Annotated in this window: 23 protein-coding genes and 1 tRNA gene; 11 read left to right on the forward strand and 13 right to left on the reverse strand. The window is 34.8% G+C overall.

Annotation, left to right across the window (positions count from 1 at the left end):
* Window positions 1–16: 16 nt before the first annotated feature.
* Genes JM81_RS00565 through JM81_RS00575 form a run of 3 tightly spaced genes read left to right on the forward strand, consistent with a single transcriptional unit; the run spans window position 17 to window position 5,177 of the window.
* Window positions 17–2,452, forward strand: a complete 2,436-nt coding sequence (locus JM81_RS00565) for a YfhO family protein (RefSeq protein ID WP_144800267.1) — start codon at window positions 17–19, stop codon at window positions 2,450–2,452.
* A complete protein-coding gene (locus tag JM81_RS00570) occupies window positions 2,452–3,723 on the forward strand; it encodes a glycosyltransferase family 4 protein (RefSeq protein ID WP_144800268.1) in 1,272 nt (423 codons plus the stop codon). The genes JM81_RS00565 and JM81_RS00570 overlap by 1 nt, the downstream gene beginning before the upstream one ends.
* Window positions 3,723–5,177, forward strand: coding sequence for a lipopolysaccharide biosynthesis protein (locus JM81_RS00575; RefSeq protein WP_144800269.1), 1,455 nt, complete (start codon window positions 3,723–3,725; stop codon window positions 5,175–5,177). Before JM81_RS00570 ends, JM81_RS00575 begins: the two co-directional genes overlap by 1 nt.
* Here JM81_RS00575 and JM81_RS00580 read toward each other — a convergent pair whose 3' ends face one another.
* The gene (locus JM81_RS00580) at window positions 5,178–6,215 is read right to left on the reverse strand and encodes an AI-2E family transporter (RefSeq protein WP_089261490.1); all 1,038 of its coding nucleotides are present in this window, start codon (window positions 6,213–6,215) and stop codon (window positions 5,178–5,180) included. It lies immediately after the preceding gene.
* Between the two features lie 141 nt (window positions 6,216–6,356).
* Between JM81_RS00580 and JM81_RS00585 the strand changes: the two genes are divergently transcribed.
* Window positions 6,357–7,223, forward strand: coding sequence for an RluA family pseudouridine synthase (locus JM81_RS00585; protein ID WP_144800270.1), 867 nt, complete (start codon window positions 6,357–6,359; stop codon window positions 7,221–7,223).
* A 75-nt stretch (window positions 7,224–7,298) separates the two neighbouring features.
* On the opposite strand, the gene JM81_RS00590 is transcribed toward JM81_RS00585, so the two are convergent.
* Both JM81_RS00590 and uvrA read right to left on the reverse strand, forming a co-directional pair.
* The gene (locus JM81_RS00590; RefSeq protein ID WP_144800271.1) at window positions 7,299–8,540 is read right to left on the reverse strand and encodes a hypothetical protein; all 1,242 of its coding nucleotides are present in this window, start codon (window positions 8,538–8,540) and stop codon (window positions 7,299–7,301) included.
* A 166-nt stretch (window positions 8,541–8,706) separates the two neighbouring features.
* Window positions 8,707–11,484 (reverse strand): excinuclease ABC subunit UvrA, encoded by a 2,778-nt coding sequence (uvrA, locus tag JM81_RS00595; RefSeq protein ID WP_144800272.1) that lies wholly within the window; start codon window positions 11,482–11,484, stop codon window positions 8,707–8,709.
* A gap of 245 nt (window positions 11,485–11,729) precedes the next feature.
* On the opposite strand from uvrA, the gene JM81_RS00600 reads away from it, so the two are divergent.
* The 3 genes from JM81_RS00600 to JM81_RS00605 all read left to right on the forward strand — a co-directional run bounded on the left by JM81_RS00600 (window position 11,730) and on the right by JM81_RS00605 (window position 13,500).
* Window positions 11,730–12,311, forward strand: a complete 582-nt coding sequence (locus JM81_RS00600) for an RNA polymerase sigma factor (protein WP_089261482.1) — start codon at window positions 11,730–11,732, stop codon at window positions 12,309–12,311.
* Between the two features lie 74 nt (window positions 12,312–12,385).
* The gene (locus tag JM81_RS18360) at window positions 12,386–12,529 is read left to right on the forward strand and encodes a hypothetical protein (RefSeq protein WP_179213203.1); all 144 of its coding nucleotides are present in this window, start codon (window positions 12,386–12,388) and stop codon (window positions 12,527–12,529) included.
* A gap of 389 nt (window positions 12,530–12,918) precedes the next feature.
* Window positions 12,919–13,500 (forward strand): RNA polymerase sigma factor, encoded by a 582-nt coding sequence (locus JM81_RS00605; RefSeq protein ID WP_089261480.1) that lies wholly within the window; start codon window positions 12,919–12,921, stop codon window positions 13,498–13,500.
* A gap of 228 nt (window positions 13,501–13,728) precedes the next feature.
* Here the strand turns inward: JM81_RS00605 and nth are convergent, their stop codons facing one another.
* Window positions 13,729–14,391 carry an endonuclease III domain-containing protein gene (nth, locus tag JM81_RS00610; RefSeq protein ID WP_144800273.1) on the reverse strand — a complete coding sequence of 221 codons (663 nt, stop codon included), beginning with the start codon at window positions 14,389–14,391 and terminating at the stop codon, window positions 13,729–13,731.
* A 52-nt stretch (window positions 14,392–14,443) separates the two neighbouring features.
* Here nth and bcp point away from each other — a divergent pair, with 52 nt between their 5' ends.
* A complete protein-coding gene (gene bcp, locus JM81_RS00615) occupies window positions 14,444–14,896 on the forward strand; it encodes a thioredoxin-dependent thiol peroxidase (RefSeq protein ID WP_089261476.1) in 453 nt (150 codons plus the stop codon).
* 77 nt (window positions 14,897–14,973) lie between these two features.
* On the opposite strand, the gene JM81_RS00620 is transcribed toward bcp, so the two are convergent.
* Complete coding sequence (locus tag JM81_RS00620; RefSeq protein ID WP_089261474.1) at window positions 14,974–16,434, reverse strand: nicotinate-nucleotide adenylyltransferase; 1,461 nt, start codon at window positions 16,432–16,434, stop codon at window positions 14,974–14,976.
* Between the two features lie 169 nt (window positions 16,435–16,603).
* Between JM81_RS00620 and JM81_RS00625 the strand changes: the two genes are divergently transcribed.
* Complete coding sequence (locus JM81_RS00625; protein ID WP_144800274.1) at window positions 16,604–17,380, forward strand: MBL fold metallo-hydrolase; 777 nt, start codon at window positions 16,604–16,606, stop codon at window positions 17,378–17,380.
* A 2-nt stretch (window positions 17,381–17,382) separates the two neighbouring features.
* Window positions 17,383–17,877 (forward strand): hydrolase, encoded by a 495-nt coding sequence (locus JM81_RS00630; protein WP_144800275.1) that lies wholly within the window; start codon window positions 17,383–17,385, stop codon window positions 17,875–17,877.
* On the opposite strand, the gene JM81_RS00635 is transcribed toward JM81_RS00630, so the two are convergent.
* The 5 genes from JM81_RS00635 to JM81_RS00655 form a co-directional block, all read right to left on the reverse strand.
* On the reverse strand, window positions 17,874–18,533 hold the full coding sequence (locus JM81_RS00635; protein ID WP_144800276.1) for an alpha/beta hydrolase: 660 nt from the start codon (window positions 18,531–18,533) through the stop codon (window positions 17,874–17,876). The two genes, JM81_RS00630 and JM81_RS00635, sit on opposite strands and share 4 nt — an antisense overlap.
* 4 nt (window positions 18,534–18,537) lie before the next feature.
* The gene (locus tag JM81_RS00640) at window positions 18,538–18,867 is read right to left on the reverse strand and encodes a hypothetical protein (RefSeq protein WP_089261466.1); all 330 of its coding nucleotides are present in this window, start codon (window positions 18,865–18,867) and stop codon (window positions 18,538–18,540) included.
* A 3-nt stretch (window positions 18,868–18,870) separates the two neighbouring features.
* Window positions 18,871–20,130 (reverse strand): dihydroorotase, encoded by a 1,260-nt coding sequence (locus JM81_RS00645; RefSeq protein WP_144800277.1) that lies wholly within the window; start codon window positions 20,128–20,130, stop codon window positions 18,871–18,873.
* A gap of 27 nt (window positions 20,131–20,157) precedes the next feature.
* Window positions 20,158–22,074 carry a BatA domain-containing protein gene (locus JM81_RS00650; RefSeq protein ID WP_144800278.1) on the reverse strand — a complete coding sequence of 639 codons (1,917 nt, stop codon included), beginning with the start codon at window positions 22,072–22,074 and terminating at the stop codon, window positions 20,158–20,160.
* A 103-nt stretch (window positions 22,075–22,177) separates the two neighbouring features.
* Window positions 22,178–23,185 (reverse strand): glycosyltransferase family 2 protein, encoded by a 1,008-nt coding sequence (locus JM81_RS00655; protein ID WP_144800279.1) that lies wholly within the window; start codon window positions 23,183–23,185, stop codon window positions 22,178–22,180.
* A gap of 159 nt (window positions 23,186–23,344) precedes the next feature.
* Between JM81_RS00655 and JM81_RS00660 the strand changes: the two genes are divergently transcribed.
* Window positions 23,345–23,429: transfer RNA gene (locus JM81_RS00660), tRNA-Ser, on the forward strand.
* A gap of 79 nt (window positions 23,430–23,508) precedes the next feature.
* Here the strand turns inward: JM81_RS00660 and JM81_RS00665 are convergent.
* The 3 genes from JM81_RS00665 to JM81_RS00675 form a co-directional block, all read right to left on the reverse strand.
* Window positions 23,509–23,946: a hypothetical protein gene (locus JM81_RS00665; RefSeq protein WP_144800280.1), complete on the reverse strand. Its 438-nt coding sequence runs from the start codon at window positions 23,944–23,946 to the stop codon at window positions 23,509–23,511.
* A 13-nt stretch (window positions 23,947–23,959) separates the two neighbouring features.
* The gene (locus tag JM81_RS00670) at window positions 23,960–24,577 is read right to left on the reverse strand and encodes an AbiV family abortive infection protein (RefSeq protein ID WP_144800281.1); all 618 of its coding nucleotides are present in this window, start codon (window positions 24,575–24,577) and stop codon (window positions 23,960–23,962) included.
* 81 nt (window positions 24,578–24,658) lie between these two features.
* Complete coding sequence (locus JM81_RS00675; protein WP_144800282.1) at window positions 24,659–25,156, reverse strand: hypothetical protein; 498 nt, start codon at window positions 25,154–25,156, stop codon at window positions 24,659–24,661.
* Between the last annotated feature and the right edge of the window lie 47 nt (window positions 25,157–25,203).

The raw sequence follows: 25,203 nt of genomic DNA on the forward strand, positions 1-25,203 counted from the left end.
ACTATGTATCTTTCAAATGAAGCAAGGCTTAAAATTCTTTTTCATCCATTTTTTTGTTATTGCCTTTTTTATAGTAGCGGCCCTATCCTATTTTAACCCCGTACTTCAGGGAAAGGTCATGTACCAACATGATATTGCCCAATATACCGGTATGGCCAAGGAGCAGAATGATTTTAGGAAAGCTAAAGATCAAGAGCCTTATTGGACCAACAGTGCTTTTGGGGGCATGCCCACTTACCAACTTGGGGCAAATTATCCTCATAATTATATTAAGCAATTAGACCGGGTAATTCGGTTTTTGCCAAGGCCCGCAGATTATCTATTCTTATACATGCTTGGCTTTTATATTTTGTTATGCTGTTTAAAAGTCGACTATCGTTTGGCTGTAGTAGGTGCTCTAGCATTTGGTTTTTCTACATATTTGATAATAATTTTGGGTGCCGGACATAATGCCAAGGCCCATGCCATTGCCTACCTTCCTGTTCTTTTGGCGGGAATAGTTTTGGTCTTTAGAAAAAAATACCTGTGGGGCTTTGTACTTACAGCATTGGCAATGGCATTGGAGATTACAGCCAATCATTACCAAATGACCTATTATTTTATGCTATTGGTTCTCATTATGGGAGTGGTGTATTTGGTATATGCTATCAAGGAAAAGGAAATCAAGCATTTTGGAATATCAGTAGGAATTTTAGCAATGGCAGTAACGTTGGGTATTGCCGCAAATGCCACTGGACTAATGGCTACCAAGGAATATGCGGATTGGAGTACGCGTGGTAAAAGTGAATTGACCATTAATCCAGATGGTTCTCCAAAACAAAATATAGGTGGCTTGAGCAAGAGCTATATCACCAATTGGAGTTATGGTATTACGGAGTCATTAAATTTATTTGTACCCCGATTATTTGGTGGTGCAAGTCAGGAAAATTTGGGAGAAGAATCAAAGTCTTTTAATTACTTGATAGATAAGGGACTACCAAGGTCCAGTGCCTTGGAATTTGTAAGCGGATTACCATTATACTGGGGAGAACAGCCTGGTACATCCGGGCCTGCCTATTTAGGTGCTGTAGTATTTTTTCTGTTTTTCTTAGGTCTATTTCTTGTAAAAGGAAAACATAAATGGTGGTTACTCTTCGGTTCGGTAATGTCGCTTATACTTTCTTGGGGAAAGAATTTCAGTGTCGTTACAGATTTTATGATCGATTATTTTCCTTTATACGATAAATTTAGGGCGGTTTCCTCCATTCAGATCATATTGGAGCTCTGTGTACCGATCCTTGCTATATTGGCCTTGAAGAAACTTGCTAAGGATAAAGTCCCTACTATGGATAAATTCAAGTCACTTAAACTGGCTACAGGGGTAATAGTGGGTATTGGGGCTATCCTTTTCTTATTTAAGGGAAGTTTTGATTTTGTGGGTGCGGCAGATGATAATTTACGGATGACCGGTTTAGAGGAACTGCCGGAAATGTTAAGGCTGGACCGCAAAGCAGTATATACGAACGATCTTTTACGCTCGTTAGGTTTTGCCTTGGTAACGGCATTGTTAATCTGGTTCTATTTAAAAGAAAAAATAAAATTAAATTATTTGGTAATAGCCATAGGGCTTATGATCGTCGTTGACTTGGTTAATGTTGATTTACGCTATGTGAACAATGATAATTTTGTTTCTAAACGTAAAATGCTGGAACCTTTTCAAGCATCGGCGGCCAATAAAATCATTGCCAAGGACGAAGGGGTATATAGGGTTTTTGACCAAACCGATGGATTTGATTCTGCAAAAACGGCCTATTTTCATCAAACTATAACGGGGTATCATGCGGCAAAACCTGCAGGAATGCAAGATTTGTTCAACTTTCATATTTATAATGGAAATCTGTCCGTCATGAATATGCTCAATGTCAAGTATTTAATAAGACAAGATCAAGAAGGAAAAACTTTTCCTATTGAAAACCCAAATGCAAATGGAAATGCCTGGTTTGTACAGCAACTGGTTCCGGTACCTAATGCCAATGAAGAAATTAAGGCATTGGATAGTCTTGACACCAAAAATAGTGCTGTGTTCAATGAAAGCCAATTTGAAAAAATAGCACCATTGACTTACCCAATGGATTCCACTGCCACCATTTCATTGACGGCATACGAGCCCAATCATCTAGTATACAGATCTAATAATAATAATGAAGGTGTTGCCGTATTTTCTGAGATGTATTATAAGAATGGATGGAATGCTTACATTGATGGAGAGGTGGTTGATCATTTTAAGGTAAACTATGTATTACGCGCTCTAAGTATTCCAGCTGGTGCGCATAAAATTGAATTTAAATTTGAACCTCAGGTCGTTGCTCAAGGAAGTAAAATTACATTGGCCAGCAATATATTACTGGTCTTGATAATTCTAGGCGGAATAGGTTTTACATTTTGGAATACTAAAAAAGAAGGGGAAGCTTAATGAAGAAGGTGCTGGTCATTACCTATTATTGGCCTCCCGCTGGCGGACCGGGTGTACAACGCTGGCTCAAATTCGTTAAGTATCTTAGGGATTTTAATGTTGAGCCCATAGTTTATATTCCAAAGAATCCAAATTATCCATTAGTGGATGAATCATTTTTAAAAGATATTCCAGAAGGAATTACTATCTATAGTCATGAAATTTTGGAACCCTACCGTTGGGCAAAATTACTTTCAAGAAAAAAAACAAAGCGGATAAGCGCAGGTATTATCAATACCAAAGATCAGTCATTTATAGAAAAGATTTTATTGTGGGTAAGGGGAAACCTTTTTGTACCGGACGCAAGAAAATTTTGGGTTGGGCCTTCGGTAAAATTTTTAAGCAATATTATCGATAAAGAACAAATATCCTCAATAATTACCACAGGTCCGCCGCACAGTGTACATTTAATTGGTTTACGGTTGAAGCAAATAATGCCCATTAATTGGATTGCGGATTTTAGAGATCCATGGACTACAATAGGGTATCATAAAAAATTGAAATTATCCTCATTTGCTGCACAGAAACATAAGCGTTTGGAATCCAAGGTTCTAAATAGTGCCGATAAAATCATTGTTACCAGTGCTACAACAAAGCAAGAGTTCACTACTTTAACGGAGCAACCAATAACTGTTATCACTAACGGATTTGACAGGGGAGTAGGTCAGAAAAAAACATTAGATGTCAAATTTACCATTTCCCATATCGGCTCTATGTTGTCCGGTCGAAATCCAACCAATCTTTGGAAGGTATTGTCTGAATTACTGAACCAGGACAAAGCGTTTAAGAAGGCGTTGCTTCTTCGTTTTATAGGGGTTATAAGTGATGAAGTTTTATCTTCATTATCACATTATGGCTTACAGGATAATTTGGAGCTCGTAGGATATGTTTCACATCATAAGGCACTGGCTTTTCAAGATATGTCTCAAATTTTACTTTTGGCCGAAATAGATTCCATTGAGACCCAAGGTATAATACCAGGAAAGCTTTTTGAGTATATAGCCGCAAAAAGACCAATACTTGCCATAGGTCCAAAAGGTTGGGAGGTCGGTGCAATAATTAACGAAACCAATGCTGGATGTATTTTTGAGTATACGGATGAAATTGAACTTAAAAATGTACTTTTAAGTTGGTTTGAACAGTATAAAAAAGGTGAACTTAAAATATCATCTTCAGGAATAGAAACCTATAGCAGAAGGGAACTGACCCGTAAATTATCAGAATTGATCTAATGGGCATTGTACTTAAACAATCATTGAGCAATACTATTGTAACCTATATTGGTTTTGCAATTGGGGCAATCAATACCTTATTTTTGTATACCCGTTTTATGAAGCCTGACAATTATGGGCTAATACAAGTAATTTTATCGGTTTCTGCCATACTTATGCCCATTTTGGCCTTTGGCGTCCCCAATACCGTAGTTAAATTTTATTCCAGTTTTAAAGATCATACCAAACAAGACAGCTTTTTGACATTTATCTTGTTTTTACCCTTGGTTTTAATCATACCCATTGCCTTCCTTAGTTTTTTTGCCAACGATTTTATAGGCAATATTTTGGCGAATAAAAACCCCATTGTGCGTAGTTATGTATGGCATATTTTCTTTGTAGGGATGGCCATGGCCTATTTTGAAATATTCTATGCTTGGGCCAGAATAAGAATGAAATCCATATTCGGTAATTTTATGAAGGAGATTTTTTGCAGAATCGTCCAAACCGTGTTATTGATTTTATTGTGGTTCAAAGTCATTGATGTATATTTCTTTATCAATGCCCTTGTAACTGCATATCTACTGCGTACATTGATCATGAAAGTATATGCATTTTACCTGCGTAAGCCCAAGATTAATTTTACACTTCCCTATAATTGGATAAATATTGTAAAATACAGTGCCTTGATTATATTAGGTGGCTCTACAGCTATTGTGCTATTGGAAGTGGATAAAGTGATGCTGAACAATTTTCTGGAAATTGATAACGTAGCCTATTATGCAGTTTCTGGTTTTATTGCTTCTACTATTGCGGTACCTTCAAGGGCCATGCATCAAATAACATACCCATTAACTGCAAGCTATATCAACAACAAGGAAAAACCTGCTTTAAAAACCCTTTACCAGAAAAGTTCGTTAACCTTGTTCATTGTGTCCGGGATATTGTTTTTGTTGATTTTTTTAAATCTTGATGAACTTTATAAATTACTTCCCAATAATTATGCAAATGGATTTATGATTGTATTTTGGATTGGCTTGGCCAAAGTATATGATGCCCTTTTAGGTAATAATAATTCTATTCTATATAATTCCGATTATTACCGTTCAATTTTATTTTTTGGGGTATTACTTACTTTTATGGCTATTCTTTTTAATCTTTGGTTAATACCAACATTTGGATTAAATGGTGCAGCAATTGCAAGTTTTAGTGCTTTCTTTGTTTACAATACTTTAAAGATAATCTATGTAAGGTCCAAGTTTAAAATTATCCCTTTTACCCGGGAAACTGTAAAGGTTTTTATACTGTTGGTAGCTATAGGGTGTATATTTTGGTTTGTAGATTTTCCTTTTCACCCAATAGTGAACATAGCGTTAAAAAGCCTATTAATGTTGATGGTATACGTAGGTGTACTTTATAAATTTAGGATTTCTGACGATATATATCAATTTATAAATAAAACTTTAAGGCGTTAACTATAGTTTTTGTTTTGCTTTTTTACTTGAGGTCTGAATACCATATTCCTGTTTGTAAATTTTTACGATAACAAGAAAAAGGCTAATAATGAGCGGTCCAAAAATCAATCCTACAAATCCAAAAATAGGTATCCCGATCAATACTCCTATTAATGTAATTAATGGGTGGGTGCTATCAATTTGTTTTAAGACTACTAATCGAATTAAATTATCGGTCATTCCTACCACCAATATGCCATACAATAAGATGCCCCACGCCTGAAAATCATTGCCGCCGGCCATACTTAAAATAAATACCGGCAATATTCCTACAAAGGTGCCTATAAAGGGAATCATAGAACCTATAGTAACAATAACAAACCAAAACAATGGATTATCCACTCCAAAAATATAAAATCCTATTAAGGCAATAATTCCTTGTGCCAGTGCTACCAATGGTATGGCAATAGCATTGGAACGAACGACATTATCTATTTCTTTTCCCAATATGACCAAGGTTTTATTGCTTAAGGGAATATATTCCAATAAAGAATCCTTTAATTTCTTGGGACTTTGAAGCATGTAATAGAGAATAAAAAGTAAAATACCCAAAGAAATTAGGATTGTAAAGGTTCCACTGGCAAACCCTTGTAAATTATCTGTTAACCAACCAGAAGCTTGTTTAGGGTCAATTGCCGATGATAGGTCATAACCGGCATATTTTTCCAATTTAAATATCTGTTCCTTGAGCGCTTTTGTAACTTCTTCGGATTTATCAGCCAAATTTCCAATTTCGGCACCTAGCATAAAGGCTGCACCGGTCAATGGAATAAAAATTCCTAATAGTGATGCAATAATCAATAATGTGGCCGCCCACGTTCTTTTCATGCCCTTGTTCAATAATTTAATCATCCATTTTCTTAAGATGACATAAAGGGTTAACGCACCCAGTACACCGGAAATGTACGGTAACATATAGGTGATGATCAATCCCCCAAGAAAAAGTATAAGCGCAAGTATGATTATCTGCCTTATGAGCTTATGGTTAATTTTCTTCATGGAATTTTAATCTTTACTGTTGGATTGATTGTGGTAAAGGTGACTGATTATTTTAGTATAATTTAACTCTGTAACTTATTTTTCTAATTCAAAAATCTAACTTGTGACTTAATTGCCAACTATTCTTTTATCCTCATACCTATGCATATTAGAGAGACCCATTTTGTAGCAAAGAACATTCATAAAAGTAGATTACAAGAATACGGTGTAGGTATCTTTGAAGGCATTACTAGTAAATCCGCTTTAAAAAAAGCAATTAAAAAGAAACTTATTTGGGTCAACGGTAAAGAGGCTTTTACCGCAACATTTATTTCCGGAGGGGAGAAAATAGAATATCTCGTAGATACGCAAACTCCTTCCAAACGATTAAAATTATCATTGCAGGTTATATTTGAAGACGAGTATTTAGCTGTCATTAATAAACCCGCAGGAATTTTGGTGAGCGGCAATAAATTTTTGACCATAACCAATGCCCTTCCTCAAAATTTAAAAATTAGTATGGCCAAGGATGCTGTTGATCCGCAACCCGTTCATCGTTTGGATTATGAGACTACAGGCCTATTATTGGTAGGAAAAACCAATAGTGCAATAGTGGCCTTAAATCAAATGTTCAAAAATAGGGCAATCAAAAAAACTTATTTAGCTGTTACAATCGGTGAGATGAGAGAAAACGGTCATATTTCGCTACCCATTGATAACAAGGTAGCTTCTTCTTCTTTTTCTGTAATCCAATCAACCTTGTCAGATAGGTTTACCTATTTAAACTTGGTTGAGTTGCAACCACAGACTGGGCGTAGGCATCAACTCCGTAAACATCTATATGCTATTGGGAACCCTATATTGGGAGATAAACTTTACTTTAAGGACAATTTACAGCTTAGGGGCAAAGGGCTTTATCTACATGCGTATTCCTTACAATTTCAACACCCCATTTCTAATAATACCATGAACTTTAAGGCAATTTTGCCAAAAAAATTTTATAACATATTCCCTGAATTTGAACAGTAGTTTCATGTACAAAAAAGCACCGTAATGAACGTATTCATTACGGTGCTAAACAACTAACCAACCTAAAAACTATTTTTAATTTCTTCTGCTACTTCTTGTGGTCGTAGAAACCGATCTTGAACTTTTTGAAGGAGCCTTGCTTACCGATCTTGAGCTATAACTTCTTGAGGGAGTCTTTGCCGTTGACCTTGTACTTGTACTTTTACTTACAGCACTTCTACTTCTTGCAGGTGTATTTACGGAACGTTTAACCGTTGTACTTCGCTGAGTTCTAACATTTGGATTTACTTTTCTATGTGTTGTAGTAGTTCTTTTTACCGTGGTGCTCCTAGGCGTTCTAATTACCTCTCTTTTTGTAACCGTTCTCTTTTGACCATTTTGAGCCACTGCATTATTGTTACTACGTTTGCTATTTGTATTGTTTCCAATAGTTCTAGTAACCTCTCTTTTATTTACACTTCTATTATTAGCATTACTACGAACCGCACCATTGTTACGTTTTACGGTAGATGTCCTATTAATTGTAGTGTTTCTATTTGTTCTAGATGTATTACTGGAAACAACCCTTTTATCGTTTCTAAGTCCATTGTCTCTCTTAGCTACTGTTCTGTTACTGCGTAAATTATTGTCCCTGACCGCTACACGCTTGTCATTTCTATATATTGTAGCTCTTTCATTTCTAACTTTATTATATCTATATGTCTTACCAACATTTACGTATGCTCTTCTAAAGTTATTTCTATAAGGTCTATAATATGAATACCTAATTGGTGTATAATATCTTCTATAGGGTCTGTTATATACTAGGCACAAGTTAATTGCCGGCCTTGAAAACCATCTATGGAAAGGTCTATAAACATAATTTCTATTGTATATGTTGATATAACCGGTATGATAGTCATAAAATCCTTGATTGTTATAATACACATACATACCACCTACGCTGCGTACACGGTTATTTCTGTAATTGATTTGGACATCACCAATTTGGTTTACCCTTCCATAATAATCGTAAAATATGGGTACGTTTTCTACTTGAATTACTGCTCCATAATCATCATATTGAGCAAAAGGGCTATAATCATATCCTGAGTTGAACGTAATGCCATTTCTACTACCGCTTACTTGACTTTCAATATAAAAATCAAATTCGCCATCTGGATACACCGAAAATGTGATTCCGTTTTCAACAAATATGAAGGAGTTGTCAAATCTATAAGCATTGCTATTAGCAACCTTATCTTCATTAATACCGATAGCGAAAACACCCGTGGTGCTTAATATCATCGCCGTAAAAAGGAGTACTAAATTTTTCATGATATAAGGTTTTAAATCTGCCTTTCGACAGCGGTTCTAAATGCAATTATTCGCATTCCCTTACATCATTACAAACAGCGTGCCAAAAAATATAAATTATATTTATACTGTTGATAAACAGCTATTTACTAGATTCAGTTTCTATATAAATAAAACTAATTTATCTTTATAATTTATCTTTTAAGTAATTGGCCGTAAAAGATTTTTTACTTTTAGAGACTTCTTCAGGAGTTCCTTCGGCCAGCAAATGACCACCGTTTTCCCCGCCGCCTGGACCAAGGTCAATTAGATAATCGGCGCATTTGATTAAATCAATGTTATGTTCTATAACTACAATGGAATGTCCTTTCTTGATCAGCGCATTAAATGATTTCAAAAGCTTTTTAATATCATGAAAATGTAATCCGGTAGTTGGTTCGTCAAAAATGAAGAGCGCTTTGTCCTTGGTGCTACCCTTAATCAGAAAGGAGGCTAATTTAATACGTTGGGCTTCACCTCCAGATAGAGTAGAAGAAGATTGTCCTAAAGTTACATAACCTAAACCTACATCCTGTAAGGGTTTGAGCTTGGTAACGATTTTATTCTGTAAACCTTTTTCAAAAAACGTAATGGCATCATCTATGGTCATATTAAGGATATCATCAATATTGGCTTCATTGAACGTTACCTCCAATACCTCTTTCTTAAAACGTTTGCCTCCACAGGTTTCACATTCCAAATGCACATCTGCCATAAATTGCATTTCTACCGTAATTTCGCCTTCCCCCTTGCATTTTTCACACCTACCACCATCAACATTAAATGAGAAGTGTTTGGCCTGATAGTTTCTTATGGTACTAAGCTTTTGGCTTGCAAAGAGATTTCTAATATCATCATATGCCTTGATATAAGTAACCGGATTTGACCTGGAGGATCTACCAATTGGGTTTTGGTCTACAAATTCAACATGTTTTATATGTTTATATTTTCCTTCCACATCCGTAAACTGTCCGGCTTTTTCCCCATAGCCACCAGTTTCTTTTAATATTGTTGGATAGAGTAACTTTTTTACCAAGGTACTTTTACCACTACCTGAAACACCCGTAACTACAGTTAACATATCCAAAGGAAAGGTTACATCAATATTTTTCAGGTTATGTTCTCTTGCACCTTTAATAGTAATGTAATTTTTAGAGGTTCTTCGTTCTTTTGGAACCTTAATCTCCATACTACCATTGAGGTACTGTGCCGTTAGTGAGTCTGATTTTAATATTTCCTTTAATGTTCCCTGCGCCACAACATTACCACCATGGCTGCCTGCCTCAGGACCAATGTCAATGACCATATCCGCAGCCTTCATAATATCCTCATCATGTTCTACTACAATAACCGTATTGCCCAAATTTTTAAGGGATATTAAAACATCTATAAGGTTTTCAGTGTCTTTTGGATGAAGGCCAATACTTGGTTCATCTAAAATATACATAGACCCCACTAAACTACTACCTAAAGAGGTTGCCAGGTTTATGCGTTGACTCTCACCACCAGAAAGGGTGTTGGATTTTCGGTTTATGGTCAGGTAGTTTAGACCTACTTTGCTTAAAAAACCAAGACGGGTCCTAATTTCTATCAATAGGCGTGAAGCTATTTTGGCGTCGTTGTCATTTAGCTCCAATGTATTGAAAAATTCACCTAACTTTTCTATTGAACGACCTACCAATGATGAGATGTTGGCACCGCCTACTTTGACATAATCGGTCTCCGTACGTAATCTTTTACCATTACAAACATTACATTTGGTTTTACCACGGTATCTTGATAACATGACCCTATTTTGAATCTTGTAACTTTTTTCCTCAAGCATACCAAAGAACTTATGAAGTCCTATGAAATGATTATTGCCTTTCCAAACCAACTCCTTTTGTTCTTCTGTCAGTTCATACCAAGGTTTATGAATGGGGAAGTCAAATTTGTAGGCAGAATTGACCAATTGGTCCCTATAAAAGCCCATACTTTCTCCACGCCAAGGAAAAATTGCATTTTCATAGACTGAAAGTGCCGTATTGGGAATGACCAAATCTTCATCAATACCAATAACATCTCCATATCCCTCACATTTTGGACAGGCACCATATGGATTGTTGAAACTAAACAAATGTACATTTGGTTCTAGAAAGGTCATTCCGTCCAGTTCAAACTTATTACTGAAAAATGTCTGTTTTCCGGTAGCCAATTCCTCTATTACGCACTCTCCCTTACCTTCAAACAAAGCTGTATCAATGGCATTGGCCAATCTATTATAAAAATCCTCATCGTTTTTGGTAATGATGCGATCTATGACCAAATCAAATTTTTTGCCTATATCTTTTGGGGCTTGGTCAATTCTCAGGACTTCATTGTTATATTTAATACGTGCATATCCTTGTTTTGAAAAAAGTTCCAGAGATTTAATAGTATCCCTGTCTTCCCTAATTTGGATGGGTGCCAGTAATAATAGTTTTGTTTGCTCGTCAAAAGTTTTTATAAAGTTGACAATGTCGCTAACCGTATGTTTTTTTACCTCGTTACCAGATATGGGAGAAAAGGTTTTTCCTATTCTGGCAAACAATAATTTAATGTAATCATATATTTCCGTAGTGGTACCTACAGTAGATCTAGGATTGGTAGAGTTTACTTTTTGTTCTATTGCAATTGCGGGGGCAATACCTTTTATATAGTCAACCTTGGGCTTGTCCAATTTGCCCAAAAACTGTCTTGCGTAAGATGATAAACTTTCTACATACCTTCTTTGTCCTTCTGCATATAGCGTATCGAATGCTAGGCTAGACTTTCCGGATCCGGACAAACCCGTGATCACTACAAGTTTATTTCTAGGTATAACTACATCTATGTTCTTAAGGTTATGCAGTTTTGCTCCCTTAATGATTATGTTCTCTTTCGGATTTACTTCGGTAAGTGTAGGCATATAAAAATCTAATTGTACAAAGATACGCTTTGCCTTTTTTCTATTCTAAAAAATGGATGGCCAACTAAAATCTGAGAAGAAATTTTCACATAATTATAAGAGTATTATTTTTTTTCTATCTTTGAAGCCTAATAAAATTTAATCGGCCTATAAAGTAACTTTACATTTTTAAGTTAAAATTAATACTACTGGTATCCTAGTTCAAATGAAATAGGGACCACATTTTAACCCTTAAAGTAAAGTTTATGGTTGTACAGATTGAAGATTCCCAATTAGTCAAAAAATATATTCAAGGAGACGAAAAGGCCATAGAGGCTTTAATAAATCGTCATAATTCTCGTTTAACCGGTTTTATCTATTCAAAAGTAGGGGATAGGGAATTGACCGAGGATATTTTTCAAGATACTTTTATGAAAGTGATCCGTACCTTAAAAAAAGGTGCCTATAACGAGGAGGGAAAGTTTTTGCCTTGGGTCATGAGAATTGCACATAACCTGATTATTGATCATTTTAGAAAGCACAACAGAATGCCCATGTACAATAGTAAGGAGAGCTATAATATTTTCTCCTTATTGGGTGATGAAAAACTTGATGCAGAAAGACAGTTGATCAAGGAGCAAATAGATACTGATTTGGTGAGGATGATCAAAGAACTCCCGGAGGATCAGCAGGAGGTTTTGGAAATGCGTATCTACAAGGATATGAGTTTTAAGGAAATTTCGGACAATACGGGTGTCAGTATCAATACGGCTTTAGGAAGAATGCGCTACGCATTAATCAACCTAAGAAAGTTAGTTGAGGCCAATAGTATAGTTTTAACGAATTAATTGGTTACAGGTCGAGTGGATCTACTATCTTCATCAATGTATCGTTCTTTAGTTGAACCTAAACAACAAATACTATGGAGAAAATTTACACCGATAAAACTGAAAAATGCACTTTAGTAAAAGCCAGACCAGAAACTATTGAATTTTTATTGGCCTATTCTAAGTCATTGGATATAACAGAAACAAAGGGATTACAATTTGAAAGTAATTTAAATTAATCATCCTTACCAAATAATATAAACCTCTTGGACGGAAGTTCAAGAGGTTTTCTTTTTTATACAATTATATATAAGGTATCCTTACCGTATACATTATTGTAATGTTCCTTTCCTATTTTAATATTTGTCCTGTAGTAAGGCCAAAACAATATTCTTTTACATACTACTGTCCTTAAAAGCTATATCTAAATTTCTCACGGAACTTTCCTTATTCTTATTTATTGTATGGAAATATACTTTTTCGATGTTTCACATCATAAAAGTGCTGTTTGACAACATACTTTTTTGAACAGCACCCCTTTTCTATAGTTTTATATCAGAATTAAAAAGCAAACCAAAATAACCAATTAGATTTTCCCAATCTAAAACCTTAAAAGAAAGTAACTCGTATGAAACTACAAATTGAAGACTCAGAATTGGTAAGGGATTACATCAATGGTAACGAAAGTGCCCTTGAAATATTGATCAACAGACACAATCAGCGTATTACTAGTTTTATCTATTCTAAGGTATTGGATAGGGATATTACAGAAGATATATTCCAAGATACCTTTATAAAGGTAATCAAGACCTTAAAAAAAGGAAAATACAGCGAGGAAGGTAAATTTTTACCATGGGTAATGAGAATTTCGCATAACTTGATCATTGATCATTTTAGAAGAAATAAGAGAATGCCAATGTTTGAAGGTAGCGATGATTTCAATATTTTTTCTGTTATAGGTGATGATAAGTTAAATGCTGAAAAGCAACTCATCAAAAATCAAATAGATACAGATCTTAGACAATTGGTAGAAGAGTTGCCAGATGATCAAAAAGAAGTTCTTTTAATGCGTATCTACAAGGATATGAGCTTTAAGGAAATATCGGAAAATACAGGAGTAAGTATCAATACGGCATTGGGAAGAATGCGTTATGCTTTAATTAATCTTAGAAAAATCATCGACAAAAACAATATTGTTCTTACGAATTAAGAGGGAAGAACATAGGGTAGACAATATTTCCAATTTTGCGGCGTTATTTTAGTGTAACAACGTAGGAAGTATGGAAAAAATTTACTCTAATTTTCAAGAACAGGCAGAATTTGTTAAAGTATGTCCAAAGACAATTAATTTCTTGTTGAGTTATTCTCAGGCGCTTTACGAATTTGAGCACAATGATTTAAGTTTCGAAACATTTTTAAACTAATAAAAGACCCGTTTTTAACGGGTCTTTTTCTTTTTATAATATTCGTTTAATACGGATTTTCTACCTATTTTCTTGGTAATGATATCATTCTCCAGATCCCAACCTCTGGCAGGAGAATATTGTCTGCCGTACCAAATGATCTGCAAGTGTAAATCGTTCCAAATTTCCTTGGGAAACAAACGTTTGGCATCTTTCTCTGTTTGTACTACATTTTTACCATTGGTAAAACCCCACCTATATAGTAATCTATGAATATGTGTATCTACTGGAAAAGCTGGAATACCAAATGCTTGTGATATAACAACGCTAGCCGTTTTATGGCCCACGGCGGGCAATGCTTCCAATGAAGGTAGATCTTGTGGAACTTTACCATCATGTTTTTCGATCAATATCTTTGAAAGACCATATATACCTTTGGCTTTCATTGGGGACAGACCTACAGGTTTTATGATTTCCCTTATTTCATCTACGCTCAGCTTGACCATATCATAAGGATTGTCAGCTCTTGCAAATAACAAGGGAGTAATTTTATTTACCCGTACATCTGTACTTTGGGCAGACATTAGAACAGCAATCAATAATGTATACGGGTCTTTATGGTCTAAGGGTACAGGAATTTCAGGATAAAGCTCTTGTAACGTAGAGATTGTAAACGCTATTTTTTCTGCTTTAGTCATTTTTTGTTTAATTTTGAATCAAATATTTTAAACATAAATTTAAACTACTATTATGGATACATTAAAAGTCGGGGATAAAGTGCCGTCATTTTCAGCAAAGGACCAAGATGGTAATTTGGTTAAACTTTCTGATTACAAAGGAAAAAAACTGATCGTCTTCTTTTATCCTAAGGCCAGTACCCCCGGTTGTACTGCCGAAGCGTGTAATTTAAGGGATAATTACCAAGAATTGCAAGCCAATGGCTATGAACTTTTAGGGGTAAGTGCAGATTCTGAAGCAAGACAAGCAAAATTTAAAAGTAAATATGATTTTCCTTTTCCGCTATTGGCAGATGAAGACCATACGGTCCTTAATATTTTTGGGGTCTGGGGACCTAAAAAATTTATGGGTAGGGAATATGATGGTATACATAGAAAAACCTTTGTTATAGATGGTAATGGTATGGTTGTAAAGGTTATAGATAAGGTGAAGACCAAAGACCATGCAGCACAACTATTGGAATAATTTTAAGGATTAAATTAATAAACCGAGCGCCCAATTTATGGACGCTCGGTTTTTTTAAGTAAGAAAATTTAAAGACTTTATGATTCTTGAAGTTCCTCTTCATTATCCTTTCTGCTGAAAAGATTCTTTTCCTTTATAATTTCCGCAATGCCCTCAGGAAGCATTTTTTCCCAACCTTCCTCATTGTTCATTAATTTTTTAAGTACATCTCTAGAGAAAATATGCATGATATCCGGCTCATAATCAATGATATCCATTACTTTGCCGTTGTATTTAAAGAATTTATACAATTCTTTCATACGTGGGTGTACCTTAACATTATTACTAGTCATTATTTGTCCGGTATCCGGATTCTTCATTGGGTATAGATACACTTGTAGATCTTTAAAGAAAAGTTTACCGAACGCCTCTAATATTCCACCGCTTAAATGCCTGTAATATTTTTCATCAAATATATCTACCAAATTATTGACACCCATGGTAAGTCCAATTCTATTTTTGGTAAAGTTGTTGAAATATTCAACCAGCTTATAGTATTCCTGAAATTTTGAGATCATAACGGAATGACCAAGTGAACACAACAGCTCTGCGCGGTCCATGAAGTCTTGCTCATCTATTTCACCGGATGCCTTTAAATTGGAAAGGGTAATTTCAAAAATTACTATGGTGTTGTTCTGGTCTACTTGAGAATCACGTATGAAGATATCATACGATTTTTCAAACATGTCTAGATTTACTTTGGTAACGGGTCTAAAACTACCGCGTAACGCCAAAATATTTTTTTTGTACAATACTGCGGCAGGCAACAGGTTATTTCCGTCCGGGCCAAACATAACGGCATCTGTCATATTGTTCTTAATAAGCTGCAAGCTCATTAAACGGTTATCTACATCCTTAAAATTTGGACCTGAAAAATTGACCATATCAATTTCCAATGTATCCTTGTCAATATGGTCATATAAGTATTTCAACATTTTTTTTGGCTTATGATACTTATAGAAAGCACCATAAATTAAATTTACACCAAGTGTTCCAAGGGTCTCTTGCTGCAAACGAGCCTCATTTTGTTTAAATCGTATATGTAATATAATTTCATCCCATTCTTTTTGGTTGGGGTCCAATTGGTAACGTATACCAACCCATCCATGACCTTTGTACCGTTTTGAAAAATCTATGGTAGCTACGGTGTTTGCATAGGAAAAGAACAATCTGTCCGGATGGTTTTCCCTACTTATACGCTCCTCCATTAACTGCATTTCATGGGTAAGCATAGTTTTAAGACGGGCTTGTGTTACATACCGGCCATCTGCTTCAATGCCATAAATAGCGTCGCTGAAATCCTTGTCATAGGCACTCATTGCTTTCGCTATCGTGCCAGATGCTCCACCCGATCTAAAGAAATGGCGCGCTGTTTCCTGTCCTGCGCCAATCTCAGCAAATGTTCCATAAATATCTGGATTTAGATTTATACGTAACGTTTTTGCCTTGATCGAGGGAATGTTTTCAAAAACACTATCTCTTTTTAATACGGATGCCATTTTTACCTGTTTATCTTTTTAACAAAGTTATAAAGAATGGACGTTACATTTGGCATATGCCCCAAAAAAATGGAATTACTTTCATTCTTCACTTTATTGCGCTTTAATTACACTGATCTTCTAATTTTTGAACCTTTATTTTACTAAAAAGGAATTAAATTTGTAAAGCATGACAAATAATTTACGTGTTACTTTTTTAGGGACGGGAACATCGCAGGGCATTCCGATCATAGGTAGTACACATCCGGTATGTTTAAGTGAAAACCCAAAGGATAAAAGATTACGGGTATCCGTCTTAATTTCGTGGGACAAATATCATTATGTAATTGATTGTGGCCCAGATTTTAGACAGCAAATGTTGACCCATAATATTCAACATTTGGATGGTATTCTGTATACACACGAGCATTCTGACCATACCGCAGGCCTTGATGATATAAGGCCCTTCTTTTTCCGGCAGGGCAGTATACCTATCTATGCTCATAAGCGCGTGTTGAAATCCTTGAAAAAACGATTTGATTATATTTTTAATGAAAAGGATAAGTATCCTGGTGCACCTTCGGTACAAATTAATAGGGTAAAGAAAAATAGTCCTTTTACATTGGTTAACAAAACTGTTTTCCCCATTAATGTACTGCACAATAAACTACAGGTTTTTGGTTATCGTATTGAAGATTTTACGTATTTAACGGATGTTAAGTCTATTGAAGACAGTGAATTGGAAAAAATAAAACATTCTAAAGTATTGGTCGTAAACGCCCTTAGAATTCAACCCCATATTTCCCATTTTAATTTAGAGGAGGCCTTGGAGTTTATTAATAAGGTAAACCCGGAAACCGCATATTTAACCCATATTAGCCATTTGCTCGGTTTTCATGATGAGGTAGAAGCAATGCTTCCGCCTAACGTACATTTGGCTTTTGATAACTTAACCATTACTTTTTAATTATGAAGAAAAATATCTTTTTATACCTTTTTTTATTTACGGCCTTAATCTGCTTGTATCTCTTTGTCAGTAGTAATAAAATGGTGGAAATGAACACCGCCAAAATAACTAAGTTACAGTCAGAAATAGATGTTTTGAAGGATTCCGTACAACGGTCCAATGTCAAGGTTATGGATATGCAATATTTTTCTTTGGAAAATAATGATGATGCTTTGGCTTATTACGAGCATTTGGATATAAATAACCCAGCTGCATATATTACAAACAAACTGTTGGAAACCAATGAACAAAAAGGAGACAATCCTTTAATTCCTTATGAAGGAATGGAAAATGATTTTAAGATCAATAAAATTAAGATATTAAACCATAAATGGATCTTAGCTGATTTTTCCGATGGAAAGTATTGGGGCGAATTGCTTATTAAGTACGAATTAAAAGATGATCTGGGGGTTGATTTTACTCTTGTGGACCACTTACTTTACACCCGCAGTAATTAAAGCTTTTCCTTGAGCCACTTTTGTAAGGAATAAAAGTTTTGAGGTGCTACACCATGCCCAACAGGAAATTCTTCATACTGATGTTCAATACCTAATTTCTTTAAGATTTCCGGTGCTTTACGAGCCCATTCTACCGGAATTACCTGATCTACGTCTCCATGGCTACAATAGAAACTTATCTGGTCAAAATCGTTTGTACTATAATTTTCCTTTAAAATGGACTCGTTGATATATCCGCTTAGGGCGATTATGTTTTTAACTTTCTCAGGATAAGATAAAGCTACGGCGTAACTGAGTATGGTGCCCTGACTAAAACCTAATAAATTTACATGGTTCGTGTCCAAGCCATATACATTGCAGGCCTCATCGATAAAGGTTACAATTTTATCCCGTGATGCAATAGCCTGTTCATCATCACTCCACTTTCCTTTTTCATTATCAAAATTTATCGCATACCAAGCATAGCCATATGGCTGAAGTATATATGGTGCCCTAACGGAAATAACACAAAGTTCTTTCGGAAGTTCTGGAGCAAAGGAAAATAGGTCTTCTTCATTACTGCCATAACCATGAAATAAAAACAGAACGGGTGGTTTTTTATCAGTTAAGTTAGAAGGTCTTATAATATGTTCTAAAGATAGGGGAGCTGTAGTCATAATTTTATTGAATGAATGTGAACCATTTTTGAAAATAGGCTCCAAGGACCGGAATTTCTTGTTCTTTATTGCCCAATAGCCCTAAAAATGCATAAAACCAAAGTACTATATAAAAAATATATAACCCGTAAAAACCATATACATTTCCCCATTGACTGTTTAAAAGGGCAAAGCCTAAAAACACAATATGAAGCCCAAATGCCTGTCTTGTATGGAATCTGGCAAATCTATGTCTTGGTTCCGAGTTCATGCTCATGGCTATCATTGCGCCTACAATTGTAAGATAAGCGACAATGGCCGTTGTTTTACCTGGTATGCTTGGGGACTTTTCCACGTGTTATTCGTTTATGACCAATTGGTTGTTCGCTACCGTTCCTATGACTTTACCTTTCATCTGCCGACCTGTTGCCAAGGCATTTTTGGAAGTGCTGTGAATATGGTCTTGTGTAAAATTATAAGTAATTTCCGGATCGAACAAGGTTAGATTAGCAGGTTGGCCAATTTCTAATTTAGGTGGGTCCACATTAAAAATTTCCCTTCCTTTGGTTAATTGTGCAATTGTATCTTCGATATCCAGAATGTTGTTCAGCATTCCAAAAATACTTTCCAAGCCAATAGAACCAAAGTCGGCATTATCAAACTCAACATGTTTTAGTTCAACGTTCAACGGTGTGTGGTCAGAAGTGATTAAATCTATCGTACCATTTTTAACACCCTTGATAAGGGCTTTGGTGTCAGTGGACGTGCGCAGAGGAGGCATGACCTTATATTGTGTATTGAAATCTTCCAGTGCCTCATCCGTAATGGTAAGGTTATGGGCCGCAACACTACAATATACCTCCAAACCTTTCTTCTTGGCATCTGCAACAAGTTTTACGGCATTTGCCGTAGAAATGGTAGGGATAAACAATTTACCACCGGTATATTCCAAAATAAAAAGGTCCCTGGCAATTTGCAGTTCTTCGGCCAATGCCGGAATACCTTTTAAGCCCAGCCTAGTACTGGTTACCCCTTCATTGACAATGCCTTTACCGGATATGTTCCTATCCAGAGGAAAGGAAAAAATCAATCCATCAAAGTTTTGTGCATATTGTAATGCGATTTTTAAGAGATTGGTATTGGATATGGGGTGTTTGTAATCGTAAAACCCTACGGCCCCGGAGTTTTTCATATCATAGAGTTCTGCAAGCGCTTCACTTTCTCCGTTTGCAGTGAGATTGCCTAGTGGATGCAGCTTTGTAAGTAGGTTTTTTGATGCATTTTTAAGGAATACGATGTCCGATGCGGAATCTGGGGTGGGTGTACTGCTTGTATTTAGAATGACATCCGTAAATCCACTTTTGGCAGCGGTCATCAAACCATTCTCTATGGTTTCCCTTTCCTCATATCCTGGCTCGCCAAAACTTACTCCACTATCAAACCAACCTATGGAAACATGCATATTATCTTTTTCAATAATCTTTGTCTTTGCAGGTGGGTCTATTTTTGTAGCTATGGCCTCTATAGTGCCATTTTTAATAAGGATATCCTTCTTTTTTTTGTGAAGGTCCTTATTGTTCCCATTAACGATCGTAACTGATTTTAAGAGTATGTTCATAGGGCTTATGGGTGGTTCATTTATAGACTATTTTATAAATCTTTGAAGTAATGTTTCCATGATAATAAACGCGAATGCTAAAATAGCAAACCATTTCCAAAACTCATTTATGGCGTTGTCTTTTTGACGCTCCGTAAAATATTTATTTATTGAGGTAATACCGTTATTTTCCGGTATCTGGCTATAAACCAATTCACTTTCTTTCCGGTTTTCATTAAAACTAATGTTCCTAAGCAGTTTTTGGTCATGCATAACTTTATAAATGCCAGCTTTTTTAGGATTGTCCATAAATGTAAGTTGTACTTTTTTGGGCAAAGCTCGTTGTAGCGGAATAAATTCAATGGTTTCATTTACGACCTTAATGTTTTCATCCTGCTGCAGGGTAATTGGTATTTCTACAGCTGCGTTTTCCTCAATATTTGCATATAAGGAAGGCAATTTTAAACTGTTTATACCCATATTATAAAAAGTAGGAACTACCAGTGGGGAATTTTGAAAGTTTGAATTTTCATTGGATAATGCGGTAGCAAAAAAATGGGCATTATCATTAGAGACTAAAAAAGGTTCTTTATTTTGAAACTCAATGGCAATTTGGCCAATGGTCTGCATTCTATGATAGGTTTTTACACTAGGAAACTGAAAATTATCTACGTTGTTTTCAAAAACATTATTGAAGAGGTCATGAGCTACCTTTATATTGGATATGGCCAAATTTTGCGTTATGGTACTGGCGTAAGACGTTGTATTAAAAAAATTCGCTAATTGATTATAGGAGTTTAAATCTCCTTTGGTACTAGGTATAACAACAAAACTGCCACCATCGTCATGAAATGACTTTACCGCGGTTGCTAAAGAACTTGGAAGTTCATCAATTTCATTTATAATTATTAAATGCTGATTTTCTATATCACTATAATTTAATTGGGACAGTGAAGTGGATGTCAACTCAAATTCCTCTTCGGAATATATTCGGTCTAGAAATTCATTGGCAGGCTTTCCTATAACAAGAACTTTTATTTTGGACTTTTCATCAATATTAAAATAGAACTGGTTATCATACTCCAGACCATTGTCCGTGATTGTTACTTTACCCAATATTTTTTCATTTGCATTTATGGAGAAGGTAACCTTTGCTTTTTTGTTCTTATTAAATTTGGCGACAGTTTTTGCAATTAGGGTTTGGTCATTGTAAAGTGATACGGGAAGACTCTCCTCTGTGGTATTTGTTGTAAGGGTAGCTGCTATATCAATAGTTTCATTGGTCCTATTTTCTATATATACCGAGTCTACACTACTGTTATTTATTGTATGGTTAAGTGGATTTAAGTAGAAAACATTGATTTCCATTATGGAATCTTGTGGTATAATACCACCCATGCGGCGTTGAAAATCCGATATTAAAACTAAATTTTTTTGAACGTCATTTAACTTGCTAAAAAATGTATTTCCTTTTAATAATATATCGTTTATGGTTAGCTGATCAGCGGAGGGTTTTATTTCTAAAAGGTCGTTTTGAATATTCTTAATGGTAATGTTCTTAAAGACGGTAGTATTGGTAAATAAAGTAAATAGTTGGTCCTGCGGAGTATTTTTAATAAATTCTTGTATAGCATTATATAGGATGCTACCGTTTTCATTTTTACCGTCCATACTATAAGAGTTGTCCAAATAGAATACCGTTTCCTTTTCTTTTAAGGCGGTTTCATTGGCAAAAAATGGTTGCGCAAAAGAAATGACCACAGCTGCAATTAAACCTAGCCGGCTAAGTAGCAATAACCATTTTTTTAAAGTGCTGCTTTTTCGTGATTCCGATACCACCAGTTGTAAAAACTTGACATTGGTAAAGGGGGTTTTTTTAAACCTTCGTAATTGAAAAAGATGAATGAATATAGGAATGAGTAGTAGTAAAAGGCCCCAAAGAATTTCTGGATATTTAAATTGCATTCCTAGATTTGATTACTTCAAAGATAATTATTTTGTTCGTAGAAGTCTGTTGAAGCACAACTATTATTTTAAGGTCTATTTACACTATATTTTTATGTGCCCATCAGCAGAAGAAGAAATAGTCAACAGATGATGTTGTGCCTAGTTCTTCAAGATATGTTTTAATAGTATATTGTTCATCTTCATTGGCAACCGTAATGATGCATTGCGATATTGATACCTTTTTTAACTGGGAATAATGTAACAGTTTTACACCATAAATTTCTTTTCCTATTTTCTTGGTATTATCGCAAACCCACGTAAAGGGTATTTTTTTCTCTATTAACGAACGGGCAACTTCCTTACCTTTTTTTCCTGCGCCCCAAACTACTTGGGTTTTGCCCGTATCATATTCCAGTTTTAAAAAATAATGAAGTTTTATGGCTATAAAATAATTTTGGGCATAATGTTCGCTTGTACGAGACGTACGCGTGGTATAATCTCGCCAAAAATGTAACACTTGGTTTGTTGCTATACAGGATAATCCATGTTCGTAAAAACGAAATGCCAAATCATAATCTTCCGGATACCTATTTGGTTTAAATGCACCACAGATTTCAAAATCTGATCGATAAACCATCCAACAAGGGGAGGGGATTACACACTCTTTATAAATTTCTTTAAAATTATGTCCCTTAACCGTTAATTTGTTCAGCCATTTTTCATACTTGGCATAACCATCATTGACCCCGGTCTTGGAAAAATAACGTACCAATCCTAATGCAAGTGAACCTTTGCCATTATTCATCAAAGCACTTACCATGGTCTCAATTTTATGTTCGGTCATATAATCATCGGCATCCATGCGGGTTATGAACGTTCCTTTACTGTGCTTGTAAGCTTTTCTCAAAGCGGTAATGATTCCTTTTTCCTCATTACAATATATTTTAAAACGTGCATCTTTTGCGGAATATCTTTGGGCTATGGCCAAACTATCGTCATTAGAATGATCGTTTACGGCAATAACCTCATAATTTAAATACGTTTGTTGCTGTATGGAATCCAGGCACTCCTCTAAATATGGTGCTACATTTTTAAACGGTATTAAGATGCTTACTAATGGCTTGTCCATGTCCGTAAGGTAGTATAAAACCTAATTTTAAACTTAGACTTTTACCAATTATTAGCTTGGTTTTTTTGCATAAAAAATAAAATAAGAAAAGGCTTTAATACATAAGAAATCATTTATATATTTGCACGCGCATTCAGGGAATACCTGATGAGGCACTCAGGAGAAATGGCAGAGTGGTCGAATGCGGCAGTCTTGAAAACTGTTGAGGGTCACACCTCCGGGGGTTCGAATCCCTCTTTCTCCGCAGAAAAGCCCCGTAAACGTAATGTTTATGGGGCTTTGTTTTTTTAGGTGTCGAATTAGGTGTTGTTTTGATTCTTTTGCTACACTATCTTAATTAATATAGATTCACAATCGTGGATAAACTCTTCTGTGTCATGAGAACTACTTTTGATATTTGCATCGAAAAATTGCAACTCATATTTCTCAATTATATGTATAATTTTATTTTCTTGATTTGTAGATTTTTTTATTACATCAAACTCGTTAGCTAAACAATTAATCACTGCAGTTTTTCTTAAATATGGAAATAAGTCTTTCATTGCTTTTTCGAAATGATTCTTATGGTATTTAATATCATCTAAAATAGCCATAGCTCCTGTCGAACCAATAATACTTACAAGTAGCCCTATTATTTCTTTATTTTCATCAAGATGTTTATTAATCATGGCAATTTGTAATTCTTTAAGACTTTCATTTTCACATGATTTCCATTTATAAAAAAGTTTTTTCAGATAGGTAAAGTTTTCTATACTAGTCATTTTTCAATTTAGTTTATTTGATTGGGGATTTAAAATGAATTTCGGATAATATATCTGTTGCAAATTTTACATATTCCAAAATATCTTTAGCATTACCGATGGATTTTAAATATTTATTTTCACTTGTATTTCTAGGTAATTCCCAATTATTTCGTTCTATATCAACATATAACCCTTTGTTTTTTTTAGAATTTGCGTCTTCAAGCCAACCAATTAATTGGTACATATCATCAGAAAATTTTTGATTCTCCTTTATCCAATTCATTCGTGCTGTAATTTTTGGGTTTTTTCTTTCAAAGGCTCTTTTTTCTTTACGATTAGGTATGTATTTTTCATACTCATCAATTAAATCATAACAATATTTCATTATTGTTCTGATAAAATCATGTAAATATTCATGTTTAATTTTATGGTTCCTGAATATTTTATCAAAGTCGCTGACTTTTGCCTTAGGGTCAATACTCTGCTGAATTATAAATAAAGCTTTTATAGATTCTTCAGCGGATAGAATTGATAAAGATACAGCTACTCCGTATTTCTTTAATTCACCTGAATTATTCGCTATTAATAATAAGTCAGAGGCATTTTGAAGAGTTTCTTTATAGCCGGTTAAATAAAATTCAGAATTCATATTGTAATAATGTGTTTGATATACGATTGTGAAATTTATTAAAGTTTTTTCTCAGTTTATTTTAATGTAGTAAAGCGTTATTTAACGTTTTACTAGGGAGGTAAATGCCATTTCCTCTTTGAAAATTAATCTACTATATTTAATGTCTAGGAATTCTTTAGCAGTAGCAGTAGTAATCAAGTAAATTTGGTTTAATGAATAATCTTGATTAATGTCAGTCATGCATAATAAGTCGAATTTTTCAGGCTTTAAGCTACTTAAATATTTTACCCCTTTTTGATTTCTTCTAGTCTTTACTTCTATTTTAATTTCTTTAGAATTAAAATGCTTTTTTAAACTAGAATTTTTTTTAAGTATTCCAATTAAATCACATTCTGAAGTTGAGCTTGTTTCTTGCGTTACTACTTCAAACATATTTTCCTCTTCGTTGAGTAATTTGTGAGCATAGAACTCACCTATATCCGCGGTTATTTTATTTGTTGAAAATCGTAACCCGTTTCTTTGAATTAGTGTAGCTATTTTATTTTCAGTTTCAAATAAAACTTTTAGGTTTTCTTTTAATCTTTCAAAATCGTTCAAATTTTTTATTTTAATTATTCTAAATTCAATATCACTTGTGTGTTGTA

Origin of the sequence: Maribacter sp. MAR_2009_72 (assembly GCF_007827235.1) — a bacterium.
GTDB classification, from domain to species: Bacteria; Bacteroidota; Bacteroidia; order Flavobacteriales; family Flavobacteriaceae; genus Maribacter; species Maribacter sedimenticola.